A 17,442-nucleotide genomic window follows, 5' to 3' on the forward strand; every position below is an offset into this window, starting at 1 on the left:
GGGGCGTGCCGGTCCCGCGACGCCTGACCGGCTCTGAAACGGCCCGGTCAGGCGTCGCGGGACGCGACTGTCAGTTGTCGAGGGTGCAGGCGGCGAGTGCCTCCATACCGGCCGGCCGGTCGCCCTGCCGGTCGATGGCCTGGATGATCCGTTGCAGGGTGGCGAACCGCTTGTCCTCCAGCGGTCCGAGGATGGCGTTCTGCACGAAGTTGGGTCCGCCCTGGCCCCGGGTGCTGACGATCCGCTGGTTGGCTTCCCGGATCTGCGTTTCGAGTCCGGCGAGTTCCCGGTCGACCTGGGCCTGCGCGCCGGCCGGCACCGTCGGCAGCTTGTCGGCGACGCTCGGGCAGTTCACCGTCGGGACGGCTCCGTTGTTTCCGTCGCCGTTGTTTCCGCCTGTGTCGTCGTTACCGCCGGCGTTTTCACTGCCGCCTGCGTTGTCGTTACCGCCGGCGTTCTCACTGCCGCCTGCGTTGTCGCTACCGCCGTTGTCGCCTTCTGCGTTGTTCCCGCCTGCGGCATCGCCGCCGGTGCTGTCGTCAGGGTTCGCCGCGCCCTCGTTGCCGTTGTCCTGGTCGGAACCGTCCTGGCTCAGCGTGCAGGCCGCGAGTGCCTCCAGGCCGGCCGGTCGCTCGCCCTGTCGGCCGATGGCGATGGCGATCCGTTCCAGGGCGGCGGAGCGCTTGTCCTTGAGCGGGCCGAGGACGGCATTCTGCACGAGGTTCGGTCCACCCTGACCCCGGGAGCTGACAATTCGCTGATTGGCTTCCTGGATCTGTCGTTCGAGTCCGGCGAGTTCCCGGTCGACCTCGGCGCGGGCGGCGGCCGGAACCAACGGCAGCTTGTCCACCACGCTCGGGCAGCTCACCGTGCCGGGTGAGGTTTCCCCGGCAGCCGTGCCGGGCGAGGACTCGCCGGCACTGGCTGCCATGATGCCCACGGCGACCGCACCGACGGCGGCGACCCCGACCATCGCCGCCATCATGCGGGCTTCCTGGAATTTCGTGCGGCGGACCCTACCCCTTCTTGCCACATTCACCTCACTGAATCCGGCCACGTGGCGGAGCCGACGCGGCACAACAGGGCACCGTTCTGGCGCGACCAGTGGCGCGCACCGATGGAAACGGAGCGGGAGGGGGCGCGGGATCAATCGACAGAAGGAATTTAGGTTCCGCTAAGAGAGCATCCCGGAGAGCGTCCCCGGGGGGGCGGAATGCCCGCCTCGGCGGATCTACCTTCGGGTGGGCGTGGTAGCTTCGCTTCCAGCGTCGCGTGCCGGTGGCAGACCGTGTCAGGCATGGAGGCGCCGGACCGAAGGGAACACGACTATGACTGTCGTCCCTTCGCCCTCCACCTGTGGGTGAGGGCGAGCAGACCAGGCTGGTGGCCTGGAGTCGAGAGTTGCGCCGCGTCCACGGGCGGCTGCGTGAGGCGCTGAGCGTCAGCCAGCAGGCCTTGGCCGACGGCGAGCCGGCCGAGCCGGCGACCAGAGAGCTGTTGCTCTTCTGCCACGGCTTCTGCGCCGCCCTGAACGCGCATCACGAGGGCGAGGACCGGGACCTGTTCCCGGCGATCGCGCAGCAGCATCCCGAGTTGCGGGAGACGCTTCGCCAACTGCGGCAGGACCACTCGATGATCGGGCACCTGTTGGCCGGCCTGCAGGCCGCCGTCGACCGGGCCGCCCCGCAGGCGGAGTTGGAGCGGCACCTGGAGGGCGTGGCGGCGATCATGGAGTCGCACTTCAGGTATGAGGAACGCCAGCTTCTGACGGTGCTGGAGTCCCTGGCGCTGGACGCCGATCCCGACGTGGTGCTGGGACCGCTCTGACCGGCAACTCGGACGTCAGACGCTGCCGCTCCGCTGCCAGGGCGCGAACCCGCCGCTACGGAACAGGGCCCACCAGAGCAGGCACGCCGGTGGCCAGTAGGTGAGCCCCGCGATCGCGAGATACCAGGGCCGCCAGCCTTCGACGAGACCGTCGTGCCCGTGGTCGACGGCCCAGTCGTGCACGGCCCAGGACCATGCGGCGTAGCCGGCCAGCAGGGCGAGGGACCAGCAGACGCGGGTCGGCCGGCTCGGCCCCCGGCCGCGCCACCGGGCCACCGCGTCGACCACCTGGGGAAGCACCAGCCGATGATCCCACTACGGTCGCAGGGGTGCAGCCGGCGCGGTCTCTGACCAGGGACGCGTACCGGTCCGTCCAGTCCTCGGGATAGATGGCCCGGGAGACGGTCGACGACCAGATCCAATCGCGCTAAGTTGCGTTACAGACACTTAGGGTCGTCGATTGGGGACGACGTGGTGCGCGACAAGATGCGACTGTCTCGACCTCCGCCCCGGATCGTCGAGGGGATCGATCGGACGCTGCTCGCCCAATGTGGAATCGGTGATGTCGGGGCCGTCCGCGAAGTCGTCAGCCAACCCGGCACCGGCCTGGTCATCACGGCACGGCTGGGCAACCTGCGAAGTGTCTACCAGTCGGCGCGGAACCTGATCGAGACCGGTTTCAGCCAACCTCTTCTGCTGGACGCCAACCGGTACGGCGGAAATCGCCGGATGCCCGCCACCATCCCGTTCAGCCGGGACTGGCTCTCCCGCCAGCGGGACATGGGACTGCCGGTGCTGACCGACTCCGGATACGCCGAAGGCGGGGACGTCGCCGGGGTCACCAGGATCCTGAGCCAGGCAGCGGAGATCGGCGACGTGGTTGCCGTGCTGCCACTGCACCTGTCCTGGTTCACCGTGCCGGAGGCGCGACGGACGTTACTCCGCCTGGTCCGCGGCTTCGGTGTCCCGGTGGCGATAGCGATCGAGCACCCGAGAGATCCGATCGGGGTACGGGGCACCGTCGACGGCCTGCTGGAGCTGATCGGGTGTGCGGTGCCGGTGATGCTGTTGCGCTGTGATGTCTCCGCGTTGGGGGCACTCTGCTGTGGAGCTTTCGCGGCGGCCGTCGGGACCCGGGCCGCGCTCCGGCACCTCTACCCGAGGTACCGGCCGTCCATCCGGCGCCGGCCGTCGCCGCCGATGCCGTCGGTCGTCGTGCCACGGTGCCTGTCCTACAAGCGGTTGTCCGTGGTGGCGAGGACGAAGCGGCGACACCCGGACACGGACATCTGGCGATGCCTCTGTCCGACCTGCGGCGGACGTGACCTGGACTGGATCTTCAGCCGTTCGGAGCAGGCGCGGGAGTGGTTGGCCTTTCAGCACTCGCTCGGGGCACTCGTGCGGTTGCGGAATGAACTCACCGGGCCGGACCTGCTGGAAGACCAGCTTTCCTGGCGGTCGCGCTGCGCCAACGCCGCCTACTGGCGGCGGGAGGTCGGCTGGGATTCGCTGCCTGCACTCGACCGATGGCAGGAGGCGATCGGACTACCGCCATCGGATGATCTGCCGCCTCCGCCGTACCGTCCGGGTCGGAACATTACGCCGCAACGGGGGAGCGGAGACGGGCCATCGGGAGAGTGATCGCCGGTAATGTTCGGTGAGCCCATCGTTAGGGGAGGCGATCCGGCGAGTGAGTGTGGCACCCGCGATCCAGCAGCTCGGCGACTACCGGCTCATCCGTTCACTCGGGGCGGGTGGGATGGGCGACGTCTACTTTGGTGTGTCGCCGACGGCGGACCGCGTCGCGGTAAAGGTGATCAAGCAGCATCTACTCACCGATCCGACGGTCCGGAGGCGGTTCGCGGCCGAGGTGGAGAGCCTGCGGGTCGTCTGGGGGTCTCGGGTCGCCCGCCTCGAAGGCGCTGACCCGCTGGGCGACCCGGCCTGGCTGGCGGTCGAGTACGTGCCCGGCTCGACCCTGTCGCAGTACGTCGAGCAGCGCGAGCCGTTGCCGCTGCCGCTGGTGGCGATGATCGGGGCGATGCTCGCCGACGGTCTGGACCGGGTGCACCAGGCCGGTCTGCTGCACCGGGATCTGAAGCCGGCCAACATCATTCTCGGTCGGGACGGGCCGGTGCTCATCGACTTCGGCCTGGCGGTGCTCAGCGAACGGGACGATTATCTGACCGACCCGGGCGGGGTGATCGGGACCCCGCACTACATGTCGCCGGAGCGGATCAAGGGCGTACGGGACCAGGCCGCCGGGTCGGACATCTACGCGCTCGCCGCCACCCTGGTCTTCGCGCTCACCGGGCACAACCTCTATTCCGCCGCCGGTGGGGTGCACGGGCTGATGATCCAGATCGGCGATCCGGACGTGCTGCCGGATCTGTCAGGCGTCCCGGTCGAGGTGGTGCCGTTGCTCGGCGCGATGCTGGCGCACGATCCGTCCGCCCGGCCCAGCCTGTCGGTGGTCCGCACCCGGTTGCTCGCGGTCGCCACCTCCGGCGGGGTTCCGGTGACCGAGATGCGGCGTCGGGTGGGTGAGCTGACCTTCGACGGCAGCACCGAGATCATGGTGCCGCCGGAGTTCGCCGACCCGATCCAGGACCCGGAGGACGGTGTCGCTGGTGGCGGCGGCAGCGATGACGGTGACGTCGACGATCGCGGCGACGGTGACGCCGGCGATCGTGCGGATGGTGGGCCGGACACCCGGGTCGATCCGAACCCGCCCCGACGGCTGCCGACGACACTTGTGGATCCCGACCCGCCGGACCGGCCACGGGCCGAGGTGGGTTGGCTGACCGACCAACTGCGCCGGCAGTACGCCCGACGCGGCACCCTCTGACCGCGCCGGCTCCGGCACCCGCTGACCGCACCGGCCCGAGACGCCTGGCCGCACCGGTCCGGCCGGGGCCCTGAACTCCCTCGACAACCGAAGACCCCTCCCGCGAAGGACGCCACCACCCCATGACGTCGCCGCCCGCTGCTTCGGCAGCCATCCCGCAGTACGCACCTGGTTCGCGCATCCTGGTCCGGGACGAGGAATGGTTGGTCCGGACAGCCAGACCGGTCCGGGACGGCGTGCTGGTGAAGGCTGTCGGGGTTTCCGAGTTCGTCCAGGACGTCGAGGCGACGTTCTTCACCGGCCTGGAGACGATCCGGGCGATGGTGCCGGAGGAGACCAGGCTCGTCCAGGACACCTCGGCACGGTTCCGGCGCAGCCGGCTGTTCCTGGAGGCGGTGCTCCGGCGTACCCCGTTGCCGCAGTCGGAGCGCGGGCTGGCGTTGACCGACCGGTTCCTGCTCGATCCGTTGACCTATCAGCAGCGGCCGGCGGAGTTGGCGTTGGCCGGGCTGCGGCCACGGATCCTGCTGGCGGACGTGGTCGGGCTCGGCAAGACGCTGGAGATCGGGTTGATCCTGGCGGAGTTGATCCGGCGGGGTCGGGGTGACCGGATTCTGGTGGTGTCGCCGCAGCAGGTGTTGGAGCAGTTCCAGCGCGAGTTGTGGACCCGGTTCGCGATCCCGCTGGTCCGGTTGGACTCGACCGGGATCCAGCGGATCCAGCAGGAGATCCCAGCCGGGCGGAATCCGTTCACCTATTTCAAGCGGGCGATCATCTCGGTCGACACCCTCAAGGATGCCGGGCAGTTCGGCCACCATCTGGACGCGATCGAGTGGGACGCGGTGGTGATCGACGAGTCGCACAACCTGATCAACAAGGGGACCCAGCGCAACGAGCTGGCCCGCCGGCTCGCCGCCCGGACCGACGCGCTGCTGCTGGCCAGCGCCACCCCGCACAACGGGGACAAGCGGTCCTTCGCCGAGCTGATCTCGCTGCTCGACCCGGCGGCGATCGCCGACCCGGACAACTATTCGGCCGAGGACATCGCGCATCTCTACCTGCGGCGGACGAAGATCAGCCCGGAGGTACGGGACCAGATCGGCAACCGCTGGGCCGACCGCGGACCGTCCCAGGCACTGCACTGTCCGGCTGGTGCCGCCGAGGAGCGGATCTTCGCCGAGCTGACCGGGGTGTGGCTGGCCGGCGAGTGGACCGACGGGCCGATCCGGGGGCAGGAGCGGCTCTTCCCGTACACCCTGTTGAAGTCGTTTCTCTCCTCGCACGTGGCGCTGGCGGCGACGGTCCGGAGCCGGGCGGCGAAGGCGGTGGGTCGGGAGCGGGCGGCGCTGGACCGGCTCGCGGAGCTGACGGCGGCGATGACCGACGACGACTCCAGCAAGCTGGCCCGGCTGGTCGAGGTGCTGCGGGACGAGGTCGGGGTCGGGCCGGGCAGCCCGGTCCGGGCGGTGGTCTTCTCCGAGCGGGTGCCGACGTTGAAGTGGCTGGCCGAGGTGGTGCCGCGCCGGCTCGGCCTGAAACCCTCGGCGGTACGTGTGCTGCACGGCGGGCTGACCGACGCCGAGGAGCAGCAGGTGTTGCAGGAGTTCGAGCTGGCCGGCAGCGGCGTGCGGCTGCTCTTCACCGGCGACGTCGCCTCGGAGGGGGTCAACCTGCACCAGCAGTGTCACCACCTGGTGCACTACGACATCCCGTGGAGCCTGATCCGGATCGAGCAGCGCAACGGCCGGATCGACAGGTACGGCCAGCGGCACGAGCCGCAGTTCCGGGCGCTGCTGCTCACCTCGAACGTCAAGGATGCCAAGGACGACCGGACGGTGGCGGAGAAGCTGCTCGACCGCGAGGAGGCGGCACACCGCAGTCTCGGCAGTGTGGAGGCGATGACCGGCCAGTACGACGCCAGGCTGGAGGAGGACCGGCTGGTCCGGGCCCTGCTGGAAGGCAAGACGGCGGATGATCCCTACGCCGCCGCTGCGGCCGAGGTGGACGTGCTCGCCGACCTGATGGCGGCGGTGGGGGAGGCGCCGGTCGGTGCCGAGCCGAAGCGGGTGCAGGTGCCGAAGCTCTTTGCCGCCACGAGCGACTTCGTGGACACCGCGCTGGCCGAGATCTACGACGACCGGCCCGACGACCGGATCGGGCTGCGCCGGGAGGACGAGCTGATGTCGTTCCTCGCCCCGGCCGACCTGGTGCAGCGGCTCGGTGACCTGCCCCGGTCCTATCTGCGGGCGCACGCCGAGGGGGAGGAGCTGCGGTTGAAGGTGACCTTCGACCGGCGCCTCGCGCAGCGGAAACTGGACGAGGCCCGGGAGTTGTCGAAGGCGACCTGGCCGGAGATCGCCTTTCTCAGTGACGTACATCCGATGGTGGAGTGGCTTGTCGACAAGGTGCTGTCCCGGCTCGGCCGGCAGCAGGCGCTGGTGCTGACGGCAGCCGTACCCGAACCGGTTTTCCTGGTTCAGGGCGTCTGGTGCAACCGGCTCGGCCAGCCGACGGTGGTGGAGTGGATGGCGGTCTCCGGGCTGCCGGACGCGCCCCGGGTCGGCCCGATGCTCGACGCGCTTGCCGACGCGAAGGTCGGGCCGAACATGGCGAACCCGGGCCGGCGGATCCCACTCGACCGCCTCGAAGCGCTGGTCCCGGCCGCCGTCTCGGCGGCCCGGGTCGACCTGGCCGCCCGGCGGGCCGAGTGGGACGCCGAGATCGCCGCGCCGCTGCGCGAGCACCGCCGCAAGCTGGAGCGGTTCGAGCAGGACAGCCTTTTCGGCGAGTTGGCGCCGGCCCAGCGGGAGCGCCGCCGGCAGCGGGTGCACCGCACCGTACGGGAGCAGACCGACCTGGTCGCCCGGTTGGAAACCGTCGGCGAGCCGCTGCTGCGGGTGCTCGCCGTCCTCGTCGACGACGCCGCGGGAAGTGCGGAGGGTGTGGCATGAGTTTCGAGTCGCTTACCAACCGGGGCGAGTATCTTTCCGCGCACTACCTGGCCGAGGTGCTGCCGAGCACCCTCAAGGGTCGGGAAGGGCTGGTGACCCGCTGGTCGGAGCAGGAGCGCGGCGGGCGGGTGACGCCGAGGGCCGGGCTGCGCGGCTTCCGGCGCGACTACTTCGACCGGAAGATCGAGCTGGCCGACCCGGAGCTTTTCGACCCGGAACGGCTGCGCAAGCTGCACTTCGAGTTGTTGAAGGTGCTCGGATTCGGCGACCCGCAGCGGCAGACGATCACGGTGGAGCGGGCCGGGCAGGAGCAGCAGATCCCGGTCGCGCACGCCGAGCTGCCGGGTGGTGCCGGGCACGGCATCGTCGCGCTGGACTGCGGCTGGGCGGTCGACACCGACGCCGCCCAGGACCCGACCGAGGCGGGCCGGCTGCTCGACCCGGTGGAGCTGGCCGGCGGGGAGCGACTTGAGACCGGGGCCAAGCTCGCCTCCTGGCTCTTCGCCGCCGAGGACCCGCCGCGATACGTGCTGATCATGAGCGGTGGGGTGATCACCCTCGCCGACCGGAGCGTCTGGGGCGAGGGGCGTTACCTTGCGGTCAGCCTCGACGTGGCGTACGGCCGGAACGACGAACGGGAGCTGGACGTCGTCGCGGCGCTCTTCGGCGCGGACTCGCTACGCCCGCCCGCCGAGGGCGGCAGCGAGCCGCTGGCCGAGCTGGTCGCCGGCTCCCGGCAGCACGCGGTCGGGGTCAGCGGCGAGCTGCGGGAAGGGTTGCGTACCTCGGTCGAGCTGATCGCCAACGAGGTGCTGGACCGGATCCGCGAGGCCGGCTACCGGCCGGAGCAGGTCGCCGACCTGGACGAGCTGGCCCGGGACCTGGGGCGGGAGGCGCTGCGCTATCTCTATCGGATCCTCTTCCTGCTCTATGCCGAGGCCCGGCCCGAGCTGGGGGTGCTGCCGGTGAACGATCCGGAGTACGTCTCCGGCTACAGCCTGGCCCGGCTCGGTGACCTGATCTCGCGGCGGCTGCCGCCCTCGGCCGAGGAGGGTTTCCACCTCTACGAGTCGCTGGACCTGCTCTGCCGGATGGTCAACGAGGGCCACCGGCCGCGCGGGGCGGGCGAGGAGGTCGGCGAGCAGACGAGTGAGGACGTGGGGCTGCGGTTCGAGCCGATGCGGTCGGACCTGTTCCTGCCGGAGGCGATCAAGCTGATCGGCCGGCAGATCCCGCAGCCGGGCAGCGACGAGGACGACGACCCGGACGACCTCGACGGCCCGGACGCGCCGAAGCTGGACACCCGGCTGCGCAACCGCACCCTCTATCAGGTGCTGCGCCGACTGATGATCACCAAGGGCGGCAAGCGGAAGCGTGGCGGCTTCATCTCGTACGCCCAGTTGGGGATCAACCAGCTCGGCGCGGTCTACGAGGGGCTGATGTCGTACACCGGATTCGTCGCCACCGAGCGACTGTATGAGGTGGCGAAGCACGGCGACCCGAAGGACGGCTCGTGGATGATCCCCGAGTCGAAGGTGGACGACTACGACGACGACGTCTTCGTGTTGAAGGAAAACCCGGTCACCGGGGCGAAGAGCCGGATCCCGTACGAGCCGGGGTCGTTCGTCTATCGGCTCGCCGGGCGGGACCGGCAGACCAGCGCCTCCTACTACACGCCGCAGTCGTTGACCGAGGTCACCGTCCAGCTCGCGCTGAAGTATCGGATCGAGGAAGCTGGGGAAGGGCTGCGCGCCCGGGACCTGCTGGACTGGACGATCTGCGAGCCGGCGCTCGGCTCCGGCGCCTTCCTGAACGAGGCGATCAACCAGGTGGCCGCCGAATACCTGCGGCGGCGCCAGGAGGAGCTGGAGACCGCCCTCGAACCGGAGGACTATCACCTGGAGTTGCAGCGGGTGAAGGCGTACATCGCGCTGCACAACTGCTATGGCGTCGACCTGAACCGGACCGCGGTCGAGCTGGCCGAGGTTTCGTTGTGGCTGAACGTGATGCATGTCGGGTTGCAGGCGCCGTGGTTCGGGCTGCACCTCAAGCGGGGCAACTCGCTCATCGGCGGCGGGCGGCGGCTCTATCGACCGGAGCAGCTCGCCGACAAGTCGTGGCTGAACACGGCGCCGGAGGACCGGCCGTTCCGGGACGGGGCGATCCAGCCGGGGACCATCCACCACTTCCTGCTCCCGGCCGACGGGTGGGGCGCGGTCGCGGGTGAGAAGGAGGCCCGCGAGCTGGCGCCGGCCGAAACCGAAAAGCTAAAACGATGGCGTACGGCGATGAAGCGCGTGCCGTCGGCCAAGGGGACGAAGAAGCAGCCGTCGCAGGTGGCGCGGTTGCAGGCGCTGGCGGGGCGGGTCGAGTTCCTGTGGAAGCTGGTGCAGGACCGACTGGCCATCTCTGAACGGGAGATCCGCCGGGACATCAAGGTCTGGGGCGCTGACGACCTGCCCGAGGTGACCGAGGCGGTGACCAGGGACAAGATTCTGGCCGACCTGACCGCACACGGCACGCCGTACTGGCGGCTGAAGACCCTGATGGACGTCTGGTGTTCGCTCTGGTTCTGGCCGTTAGACAAGGTCGGCCTGCTCGATGGCTCCGACTCGGCGGCGTACCCGGCTACGCCGGTCGAGGTCACTCATGTTCGGGAGGAGCCGGCCTACTGCGAACCGGCGGTCTACGAGGTTGCGGACATCTTCGGCCAGGTGGAGTCGCAGCAGTTGAAGATGCCTGTTCGGCCGACCGGAACACGCCGGGTGACGGTTGCCGAGCAGCTCCGTCAGCAGGTGGCGCTGGCCAGCCTGGACGACTGGCTGACCTTTGCCGAGGCGCTTGTCGGCCGACGGGACATGGATGAGGACACCGAGCGGTTCTGGGGCCGGAAATTCGACAGTCTGGCTGAGATGGACGACTTCGAGGGCAGCCTCGACGCTCTGATCGGGGTCGACTCGCCCTGGACTCTCGCCGAGCGCTTTCCCTGGCTGCTCGCCGCCGAACGGATCGCAGACCAGCAGGGCTTCTTTCACTGGGAACTGACCTTCGCCCAGGCGTTCGGCAAGGGCGGCTTCGACCTTCAGGTCGGCAACCCGCCATGGGTGCGGCCTAGGTGGCTGGAGAGCCTTGTTCTTGCTGAACGGGATCCCTGGTTTGCTCTCGTGGACAAGGTTGTGCCGTCGTTTTGGCAAACCCGAAGAAGTGCCCTTGCGCTAGCCAACGATCCCTTCTACCTAAACGAACTAATCGCGACGTTGGGAACAGTAGCATTTCTGACCTCTCCCGCTGCATATCAGCTTCTGGCTGGAACGCAGCCGGACTACTATCGAGCGTTCATGTGCCGAGTGTGGTCTAACCTTAGCCCGTCAGGGATCGGCGCTCTCATCCATCCAGACTCCCATTTTGGTGGAGTCAAGGAAGGTCGACTCCGATCGGTCGCCTATAACCACCTTCGCCTCCATGCCCACTTTCAAAACATGCGCCTTTTGTTTCCCGAGGTGGACTGGAACAAGCAGTTCGGCATTCATCTCTATGGGTGTGATCGCGGGACTGTTTCGTTCAAGCATTTGAGTTGGCTCTATGCGACCGAAACTCTCGCGGAATCGCTGGAGCATAGCGGGGATGGAGACCTTCCAGGGATGAAGTATGAGGGGTCCTGGGATTTGCGCCCGCATCTTGGGCGGGTGCTGACAGTGACTGTCGAGACCCTTGCTATTTGGAAATCTTTTCTCGGCTCAGACGCACCACTTGAGATGACGCAGCTTATATATCCCGTGACGGTTGCCGAACAGAAAGCTATCTTTGCGCTTGGCAAAGTCGAACGACGCGTCGTAGATGCCGCGCCAATGATCAGCTCCGGGCTTCATGAAAAGGGTGCCAAGGATGTCGGGTTGATACGCTGGGACACCTCGGACCCTGGTGACTGGGGCGAAGTTGTCCTGCAAGGACCTCACTTGAATGTTGCCAACCCACTTGCAAAGCATCCAAATATGCCTTGTAAAAGCAACAAAGATTACGAGGCATTCTATCTGCCTGCTATGAGTTCAACTGCGGTCCCACGAACCAACTACCGGCGTGCGACGGATATCGCGACATACGACGGCGCAAAGAGCTTGTGGAGGTCTGCCAGTTATACTTCGTATTTCCGAATTGCCTGGCGAGAAATGGTGCCCTTGAGCACCGAGCGAAGCTTGTTTGCTGCGTTGATACCTCCAGGACCCACGCACGTCCATGGAGTTCGCTCGATGGCGTTCGGGTCCAACCGGGAGACCGCCCTTAACGCTGGGTTTTGGGCCTCTCTACCCCTGGATTACCTGCTGCGAATCTCCGGAAGGGGCCATCTGGACGTATCGGAGGCGAATGCCATGCCCATTCCTGACCCGGATCATCCCCTTGCTGTGGCCCTATTGCTTCGGGCGCTGCGACTGAACTGTCTTACTTCTGCTTACGCTCCGCTGTGGAGCGAACTATTCAGCCCAGTTTGGCAGCGGGAGCGTTGGGCTATGGAGTGGGAATCCCTGCCGGAAGCTCAGGATCTTGGAAATGTGGCTCCGGTTTGGGAACGCGGTACACCGCTGAGGACAGAGCGTGCCCGACGGGCGGCGCTTGTGGAAATAGACGCCCTGGTTGCGGTTTTCCTCGGAATTCAACTCGACGAGCTGCTCTCTATGTATCGCGCGCGTTTCTCGGTCCTTGCGGGCTATGAATCGGCGATGTGGTTCGATTCTACGGGACGACGGATTACACGTGATTACTACGCCCGAGGGGTGGGGCAACGGCAGGGTTCGTACGAGCATCTGATGGCGCATCTTGAGGATCCGGACCGCAATCCGGTGCCTGATGGGTACAAGCTTCCGTTCTACCGGGCAGATCGCGAGAGGGAGTACGAGCAGGCGCACACTAAGTTTGCTCGGCGGCTCGCGGAACAAACTTAAGGATTTGGTAGAGGGAGAAGTTAACTTTCTTTTCTCTGAATTCGTAGCACGACGGGCTTCGAGTTGTCCACCGAGATCGTGGCGTCGTACTCGCCGCCTTCCTGCTGAGACGTGTGGCCAATGAGGAAGGCGTTGTATTCAACCGTCAATGTGTAGTTCCCCACAACATGGATTAGGCCGGAAGGTGGGTCGAATGTGGCTTGTGCGTTGATGGTCGGATTACCCTTGAGGGTCCAAATGGCTCTGTCGCTCGTAACGGGAGCCTTGCCGGTCGGGCATTCAGGCGGCATGGGGGAAGATTTCACTGAGGCGCAGCGTTCAAAGGCGGCTCGTACAAGCGCGCGCAGTGCATCCTCTGACAAATTCGGGTTCCGCTTCGCGGTCGATGGCTTAGGGGAGTCGTCGAACCTGCGGATCTCGATGACCTTTGCGCGACTGTCAGCCCATTCCACTCTAGCCCAATAATGCACAACTCTAAGTTTGAGCCTGGGCAGTCCTCGCATCTCCTTGTACGACACCGTCATTACGGCTGTGCCTAAGACATGAAATCGTCCCTCTTCTCCGTTGTAACGAATAAGGGCTCCGTCTTTTGGGTCGCCGTGAAGGCGCCATTGCACGTCCTCGACATCGCTTGTTATCTTGTCATCCACGGATTGTGGGCAGTGCACGGGGCTGAGAGCTTTGACCTGACTGCATGCCTGGAGGGTGGCGATTGTGGTGTTGAGAACTTCCTCGTCATTTGCGCCTGCGGGGCGGATGCCGTTTTCAACAGGAAAAGACGATTTTACTTCAGGCGTATCCTTCAGGACGCTAGAGCAGCAAGATACTGCTAATGCGGCAGTTAGTGCTAGCGCTAAAAGGATGGCTCTGGGGCTAGCGGGTCGCTGGGGCGCCGAAGCTCCTGCTACCGGATCGTCACGCGGCCCGGGAAATGGTGCGCGGGACTGGTCCACACTGCCCGATGGCGGCTGCTCGCCGGGAAAGACAGCCGAGGTCGGTCGCGGCCGGTTGCGGTCTACACCGGTCAGGAGCCGGTCGCGGGCCTCTGGCTCGCGTGCCCCGACGAGGTCCACCCACACTCGAGTTGCCAACAATCCGGGCGGCTCACAATCTCGTACTCGTACTGGCACCAGCAGCCCTAGCTCTCCACTGGGATCCTTAGCGAACGCCGCCCGCCACTCTGCCTCGCTGAACGCCGAGCCGAAGTAGTCAGGGGACAGCACCGCAACCGTCCGCTGCGCTGACTTGGCTGCCTTGTGCATCTCGTGCAGGAAATCAGTGCCCGGGGTGAAGTCCCAAGCTTGTAGCACCGTGGAGTAGCCGGCAGCTTCCAACTCAACGGCGATCCACTGCGCCCAGGGATCATCCACACTCGTGTAGCTGATGAAGAAGTCAGACCCCATACCCTCGCCAAATCGCTAAACTCGACGTCCCACTCTTAGCCTTTGTCTATGCCAACCGAGTATCATGCCGATGATCCAACGATCGATCAATACCGCATGTAGTCGGATGATAGACAGTCAAATATGGCACGGCAGCCATCCATTACTGCCAAAAAGTTCGAAAATGTCAAAGTCAGACTCCGGCGGGTCACTCAAGGTCAACTTAGGCCGCCTGCTTGCTGGGGGGCGCTGATCGCACTCTTTGCTCTACTGCTCGGCGAGCGAGCCAACCTCGACCAGGAAGCTGTCATTGGCTCGTCGTCGGCTCGTCAAGAGATCGTGGCAATCCCTACTTCGGCTCGGTCACGAAGACGCCCTTGCCCTGGTGGCCTTCCAGGAGCCCCTCCGCTTGCAGGATTAGCAAGGCTGAGCGGACGGGTTCGGCGGACACGTTGTAGATCGCGATCAGCTCGCGGAGCGACGGCAGCTTGTCGCCGGGCTTGTACTCGCCCGACGCGATCTTGTCGCGGATGTCCTGTGCGATGCGCTGGCGATCTGAGATTCGGGGCATGGCAACTTCCTGGTAGGCCCCTGCATCTTCTCATGATCGCCAACGACGCCTCAAGACTTCGCCTGCTTTGCATGATTAGTGCTTGTCCTCACATGCTTTGCATTGTAAGTTCCCTTTGCGGGACGCCTGGCAACGGAAAGCCTGGTAGGCAACCGGCCCTCCGGTTGGGCATCCCTGCTGGCACGGTTAGCGATCTCTCCCTGCTGGCCGTGCCAGCCCTGAGCCACGCCCTGCCGCCGTACGTGTTGCCGCGCCTGCGGCGGTGGGGCGGGGTGGCCCCGGCCTGGAGTGAGCGCACCGGAGTGTCGGGCCGGGGCCACCCACCCGCGTCCTGTTCTCCGAGAGGCTGGTGAGAGATCATGCATGCTCTGCTCCGCTGGTTGTTCCGACAGGAGGGACGGGAGCGGTACCCGCTACGGCGACTCGGCTCGGCGTACCTGTACCGGTCGGTGGCGTACCGCCCGTTGCTGCCGTCGCAGGTCCGGCTGCGCCGGTTCACCCCGGTCGGCTTCGGTCGGCGGGGAGTCGATCCGGACGAGGTGACCGAGTTCCTTGACCAGGTCGCCGCCGACCTCGCCAGGGCGTACGCCGAATTGGCCGGCGTCCGGGCGCAGAACGCCCGGATCAAGGACGCGTTGCGGCGGTGGCAGTCCCGGCAGGTGTCGGCGGCGCACGGGTTGGCGCGGCGCTGATGGCCGGACCTCCGGTGGTGCAGTGCCGCTCGTGTGACGGCCTCTCCTTCACCCTCGACCTGTGCCGCTGCACCTACGGCGGCAACCGTCTCCTGGTCGACGACAGCGACAGCGAGCCGGCCCGGCGGTCGGCGGGTGAGGCGTACCAGGACTGTCTGGAGTGTCAGGGGGTCGGCACGGTCGGCCGCCCTTGCTTCGACTGCGCGCAGACCGGCCGGCGCCGCGCCCAACTCGTCCTCACGATGGCAAACCTGGACACCGGGGCGGTGGCCTCGGCGAACGTCGTACCCGGGGTAGTGGAACCGGCGCCGTGGCCCGGCGACGGCGGTGGGAGCTGGCATCTGCCGCTCGCCCCGCTGCTCCGCGACCTGGCCGCCGCCGTCGGTGTCGGCGAAGGCTCGTGGACGGACGTCCGCCAGCCCGGTGATCCGGACGGCCCGCCCGTCTTCCTGCCCCGCGCCTGGCGGCCGGAGCACTCGGCGTCGGTCCGCGCGGCACTGGAGGCGGAGGCGATCGCCGGGGAGAGCACCGACGCGTGGCGGCTCTACCTCGGCCGGTCAACGGTCGCGCCGCCCCGGCACGCGGCGGCCGAGCTGGGCCGGCTCTGCCGACTCGCCGACCTGCTCTGCCTGGACCTGGTGGTCGAGGCCCGCCGCCTGATCGCCACGGCCGGGCTGACCTGGGCGATCCGCTTCGAGGTGCCGGGTGGGCCGGTGCCGTCCGAGGCCCGGGGCTACGCCGACGACCTGACCACCGCGATCAGCACCACGACAATCCTCGACGCCTGCGACGGGCTGGATGAGCGCGGCCAGAGCGCACCGGCCCACCATGTCACCCTCGGGCAGCCGCCACCCGACCCACCCACGATCGACCTGGACCAGCTCGAACGGCGGATCCTCGCCGACTGTCTCGACCTGGCCACCGGCGACCCGACCGCCGGGGCGCAGGCGATCTGGCGGGACGGCCGCTGGTGGCACACCAGCCTGCGTACCGCCGGGACCACCGAAACCCTCACCGAGTGGTCGACCGGGCAGATCTACAGCCGGCGTGCGACGAAGCTGTGCCGGGGCTGGCAGCCGCCGGCACCGTCGTGGCAGGACTCGCCCATCCCGTACGTCGACTGCCCCGACTGCGACCCGCACAGTCGACTCCGCCGCTGCGACTGTCGACTCGGCACCGACCGCGCCGACCCCGACTGCCCGAAGTGTGCCGGCTCCGGGCGCAGCCCGTCGCTGCTGCGCTGCTTCACCTGCCGGGGCAGCCGCCGACTCCACGCCGAGGCGGCGATCACGATCACCGACCTCGCCGGCCGGGTCGTACACCTCAGTTGGCGCTACGACGCCGCCGGCTGGCGTACCGGTGAGTTCGCCTGGCAGGACGACCCCGCCGAACACCAGTCCGATAGCGCCGGACCCGGCGGCGACGGCCGGGTCCGGCCGGTGGGGGAGGAGACCTGGCGGACCGGCCGACAGGTGCCGGCGCCGCACGTGGCAACCCACCCCGGCGGCAAGCCGCTGCACCAGCTTCCCGACCACTTCCGGCTCGCCGGCTGGGCCGACCACTTCGGCGTACGCCCGGAGGACCTGGTCGAACTCGACGGCGGCGGCAGCCTCGACCACAGTCTCCGGGACGGCACCGTCACCCTGCACCGGCCCGACGCCGACCCGCTGACCGAGTATCTGCGCTGGGCCGCCCGGGGTCGACCCGGTGGCCGGCTCCTCGTGCTGGCCCGCCGGCCCGACGTGCCACCACTGGCCGACCTGGTCCGGCTCGTCCTCGGGCTCCGCCTGACGGTCACGATCACCCTCGTCGACCACATCCGCAATGCCGGCGATTTGCGCCTCATCCAGGGCGAGAGCTGGGACGTCACAATCGACACCCTCGGCCGACTGCCCGCACCGGCCGACCCGCCCACCTGTTCCACCCCGGAAGCCGCGAGCGCGCACTGCCTCGAATATCTCGAACTCGCCATCGCCGGCAACGTCCCCGTCGACCCCGACCAGCAGATCCCGGTGCCGCAGACCCCGGTCCCGATCGTCGTTGACGACCCGATCCCACTACTCCGCCGACTCGCCCGCCACCACCCCGGGCACCCCGTCGCCGTGCACTACGACGGCGTCACCTGCCAAATCTGGCTCCGTGAACGCGGCGACGTGCGCCAGCTCGCCACCGCAGCCACCCTCGCCGCCGCCCTCGGCACCCTCGGTCTCTGACCAGTTGATCACGACCTGTTG

Annotated in this window: 11 protein-coding genes; 7 read left to right on the forward strand and 4 right to left on the reverse strand. The window is 67.6% G+C overall.

Annotated elements, in window-relative coordinates:
- Positions 1–70 precede the first annotated feature (70 nt).
- Positions 71–1,150 carry a hypothetical protein gene (locus ACN28A_RS22470; protein WP_421397693.1) on the reverse strand — a complete coding sequence of 360 codons (1,080 nt, stop codon included), beginning with the start codon at positions 1,148–1,150 and terminating at the stop codon, positions 71–73.
- 206 nt (positions 1,151–1,356) lie between these two features.
- Here ACN28A_RS22470 and ACN28A_RS22475 point away from each other — a divergent pair, with 206 nt between their 5' ends.
- On the forward strand, positions 1,357–1,827 hold the full coding sequence (locus ACN28A_RS22475; RefSeq protein ID WP_421397696.1) for a hemerythrin domain-containing protein: 471 nt from the start codon (positions 1,357–1,359) through the stop codon (positions 1,825–1,827).
- A gap of 15 nt (positions 1,828–1,842) precedes the next feature.
- On the opposite strand, the gene ACN28A_RS22480 is transcribed toward ACN28A_RS22475, so the two are convergent.
- Positions 1,843–2,127 (reverse strand): hypothetical protein, encoded by a 285-nt coding sequence (locus tag ACN28A_RS22480; protein WP_421397699.1) that lies wholly within the window; start codon positions 2,125–2,127, stop codon positions 1,843–1,845.
- Positions 2,128–2,313: 186 nt separating this feature from the next.
- Here ACN28A_RS22480 and ACN28A_RS22485 point away from each other — a divergent pair, with 186 nt between their 5' ends.
- The 4 genes from ACN28A_RS22485 (at position 2,314) to ACN28A_RS22500 (ending at position 12,563) form a co-directional block, all read left to right on the forward strand.
- Entirely contained in the window at positions 2,314–3,468 is a 1,155-nt protein-coding gene (locus ACN28A_RS22485; RefSeq protein WP_421397702.1) for a hypothetical protein, read from the forward strand.
- Positions 3,469–3,517: 49 nt separating this feature from the next.
- Positions 3,518–4,675, forward strand: a complete 1,158-nt coding sequence (locus tag ACN28A_RS22490) for a serine/threonine-protein kinase (protein WP_421397704.1) — start codon at positions 3,518–3,520, stop codon at positions 4,673–4,675.
- Between the two features lie 122 nt (positions 4,676–4,797).
- Entirely contained in the window at positions 4,798–7,626 is a 2,829-nt protein-coding gene (locus tag ACN28A_RS22495; RefSeq protein WP_421397706.1) for a helicase-related protein, read from the forward strand.
- Positions 7,623–12,563 (forward strand): class I SAM-dependent DNA methyltransferase, encoded by a 4,941-nt coding sequence (locus ACN28A_RS22500; RefSeq protein WP_421397708.1) that lies wholly within the window; start codon positions 7,623–7,625, stop codon positions 12,561–12,563. Before ACN28A_RS22495 ends, ACN28A_RS22500 begins: the two co-directional genes overlap by 4 nt.
- A 20-nt stretch (positions 12,564–12,583) precedes the next feature.
- Here ACN28A_RS22500 and ACN28A_RS22505 read toward each other — a convergent pair whose 3' ends face one another.
- The gene (locus ACN28A_RS22505) at positions 12,584–13,966 is read right to left on the reverse strand and encodes a toll/interleukin-1 receptor domain-containing protein (RefSeq protein ID WP_421397711.1); all 1,383 of its coding nucleotides are present in this window, start codon (positions 13,964–13,966) and stop codon (positions 12,584–12,586) included.
- A 328-nt stretch (positions 13,967–14,294) separates the two neighbouring features.
- Positions 14,295–14,516 carry a winged helix-turn-helix domain-containing protein gene (locus ACN28A_RS22510; protein WP_331207227.1) on the reverse strand — a complete coding sequence of 74 codons (222 nt, stop codon included), beginning with the start codon at positions 14,514–14,516 and terminating at the stop codon, positions 14,295–14,297.
- Between the two features lie 359 nt (positions 14,517–14,875).
- Between ACN28A_RS22510 and ACN28A_RS22515 the strand changes: the two genes are divergently transcribed.
- Both ACN28A_RS22515 and ACN28A_RS22520 read left to right on the forward strand, forming a co-directional pair.
- On the forward strand, positions 14,876–15,208 hold the full coding sequence (locus ACN28A_RS22515) for a DivIVA domain-containing protein (protein ID WP_421397713.1): 333 nt from the start codon (positions 14,876–14,878) through the stop codon (positions 15,206–15,208).
- Positions 15,208–17,421: a hypothetical protein gene (locus ACN28A_RS22520; RefSeq protein WP_421397715.1), complete on the forward strand. Its 2,214-nt coding sequence runs from the start codon at positions 15,208–15,210 to the stop codon at positions 17,419–17,421. Before ACN28A_RS22515 ends, ACN28A_RS22520 begins: the two co-directional genes overlap by 1 nt.
- Positions 17,422–17,442: the final 21 nt, after the last annotated feature.

It is taken from the genome of Plantactinospora sp. WMMB782, from assembly GCF_049179135.1.
Classification (GTDB): Bacteria; Actinomycetota; Actinomycetes; order Mycobacteriales; family Micromonosporaceae; genus Plantactinospora.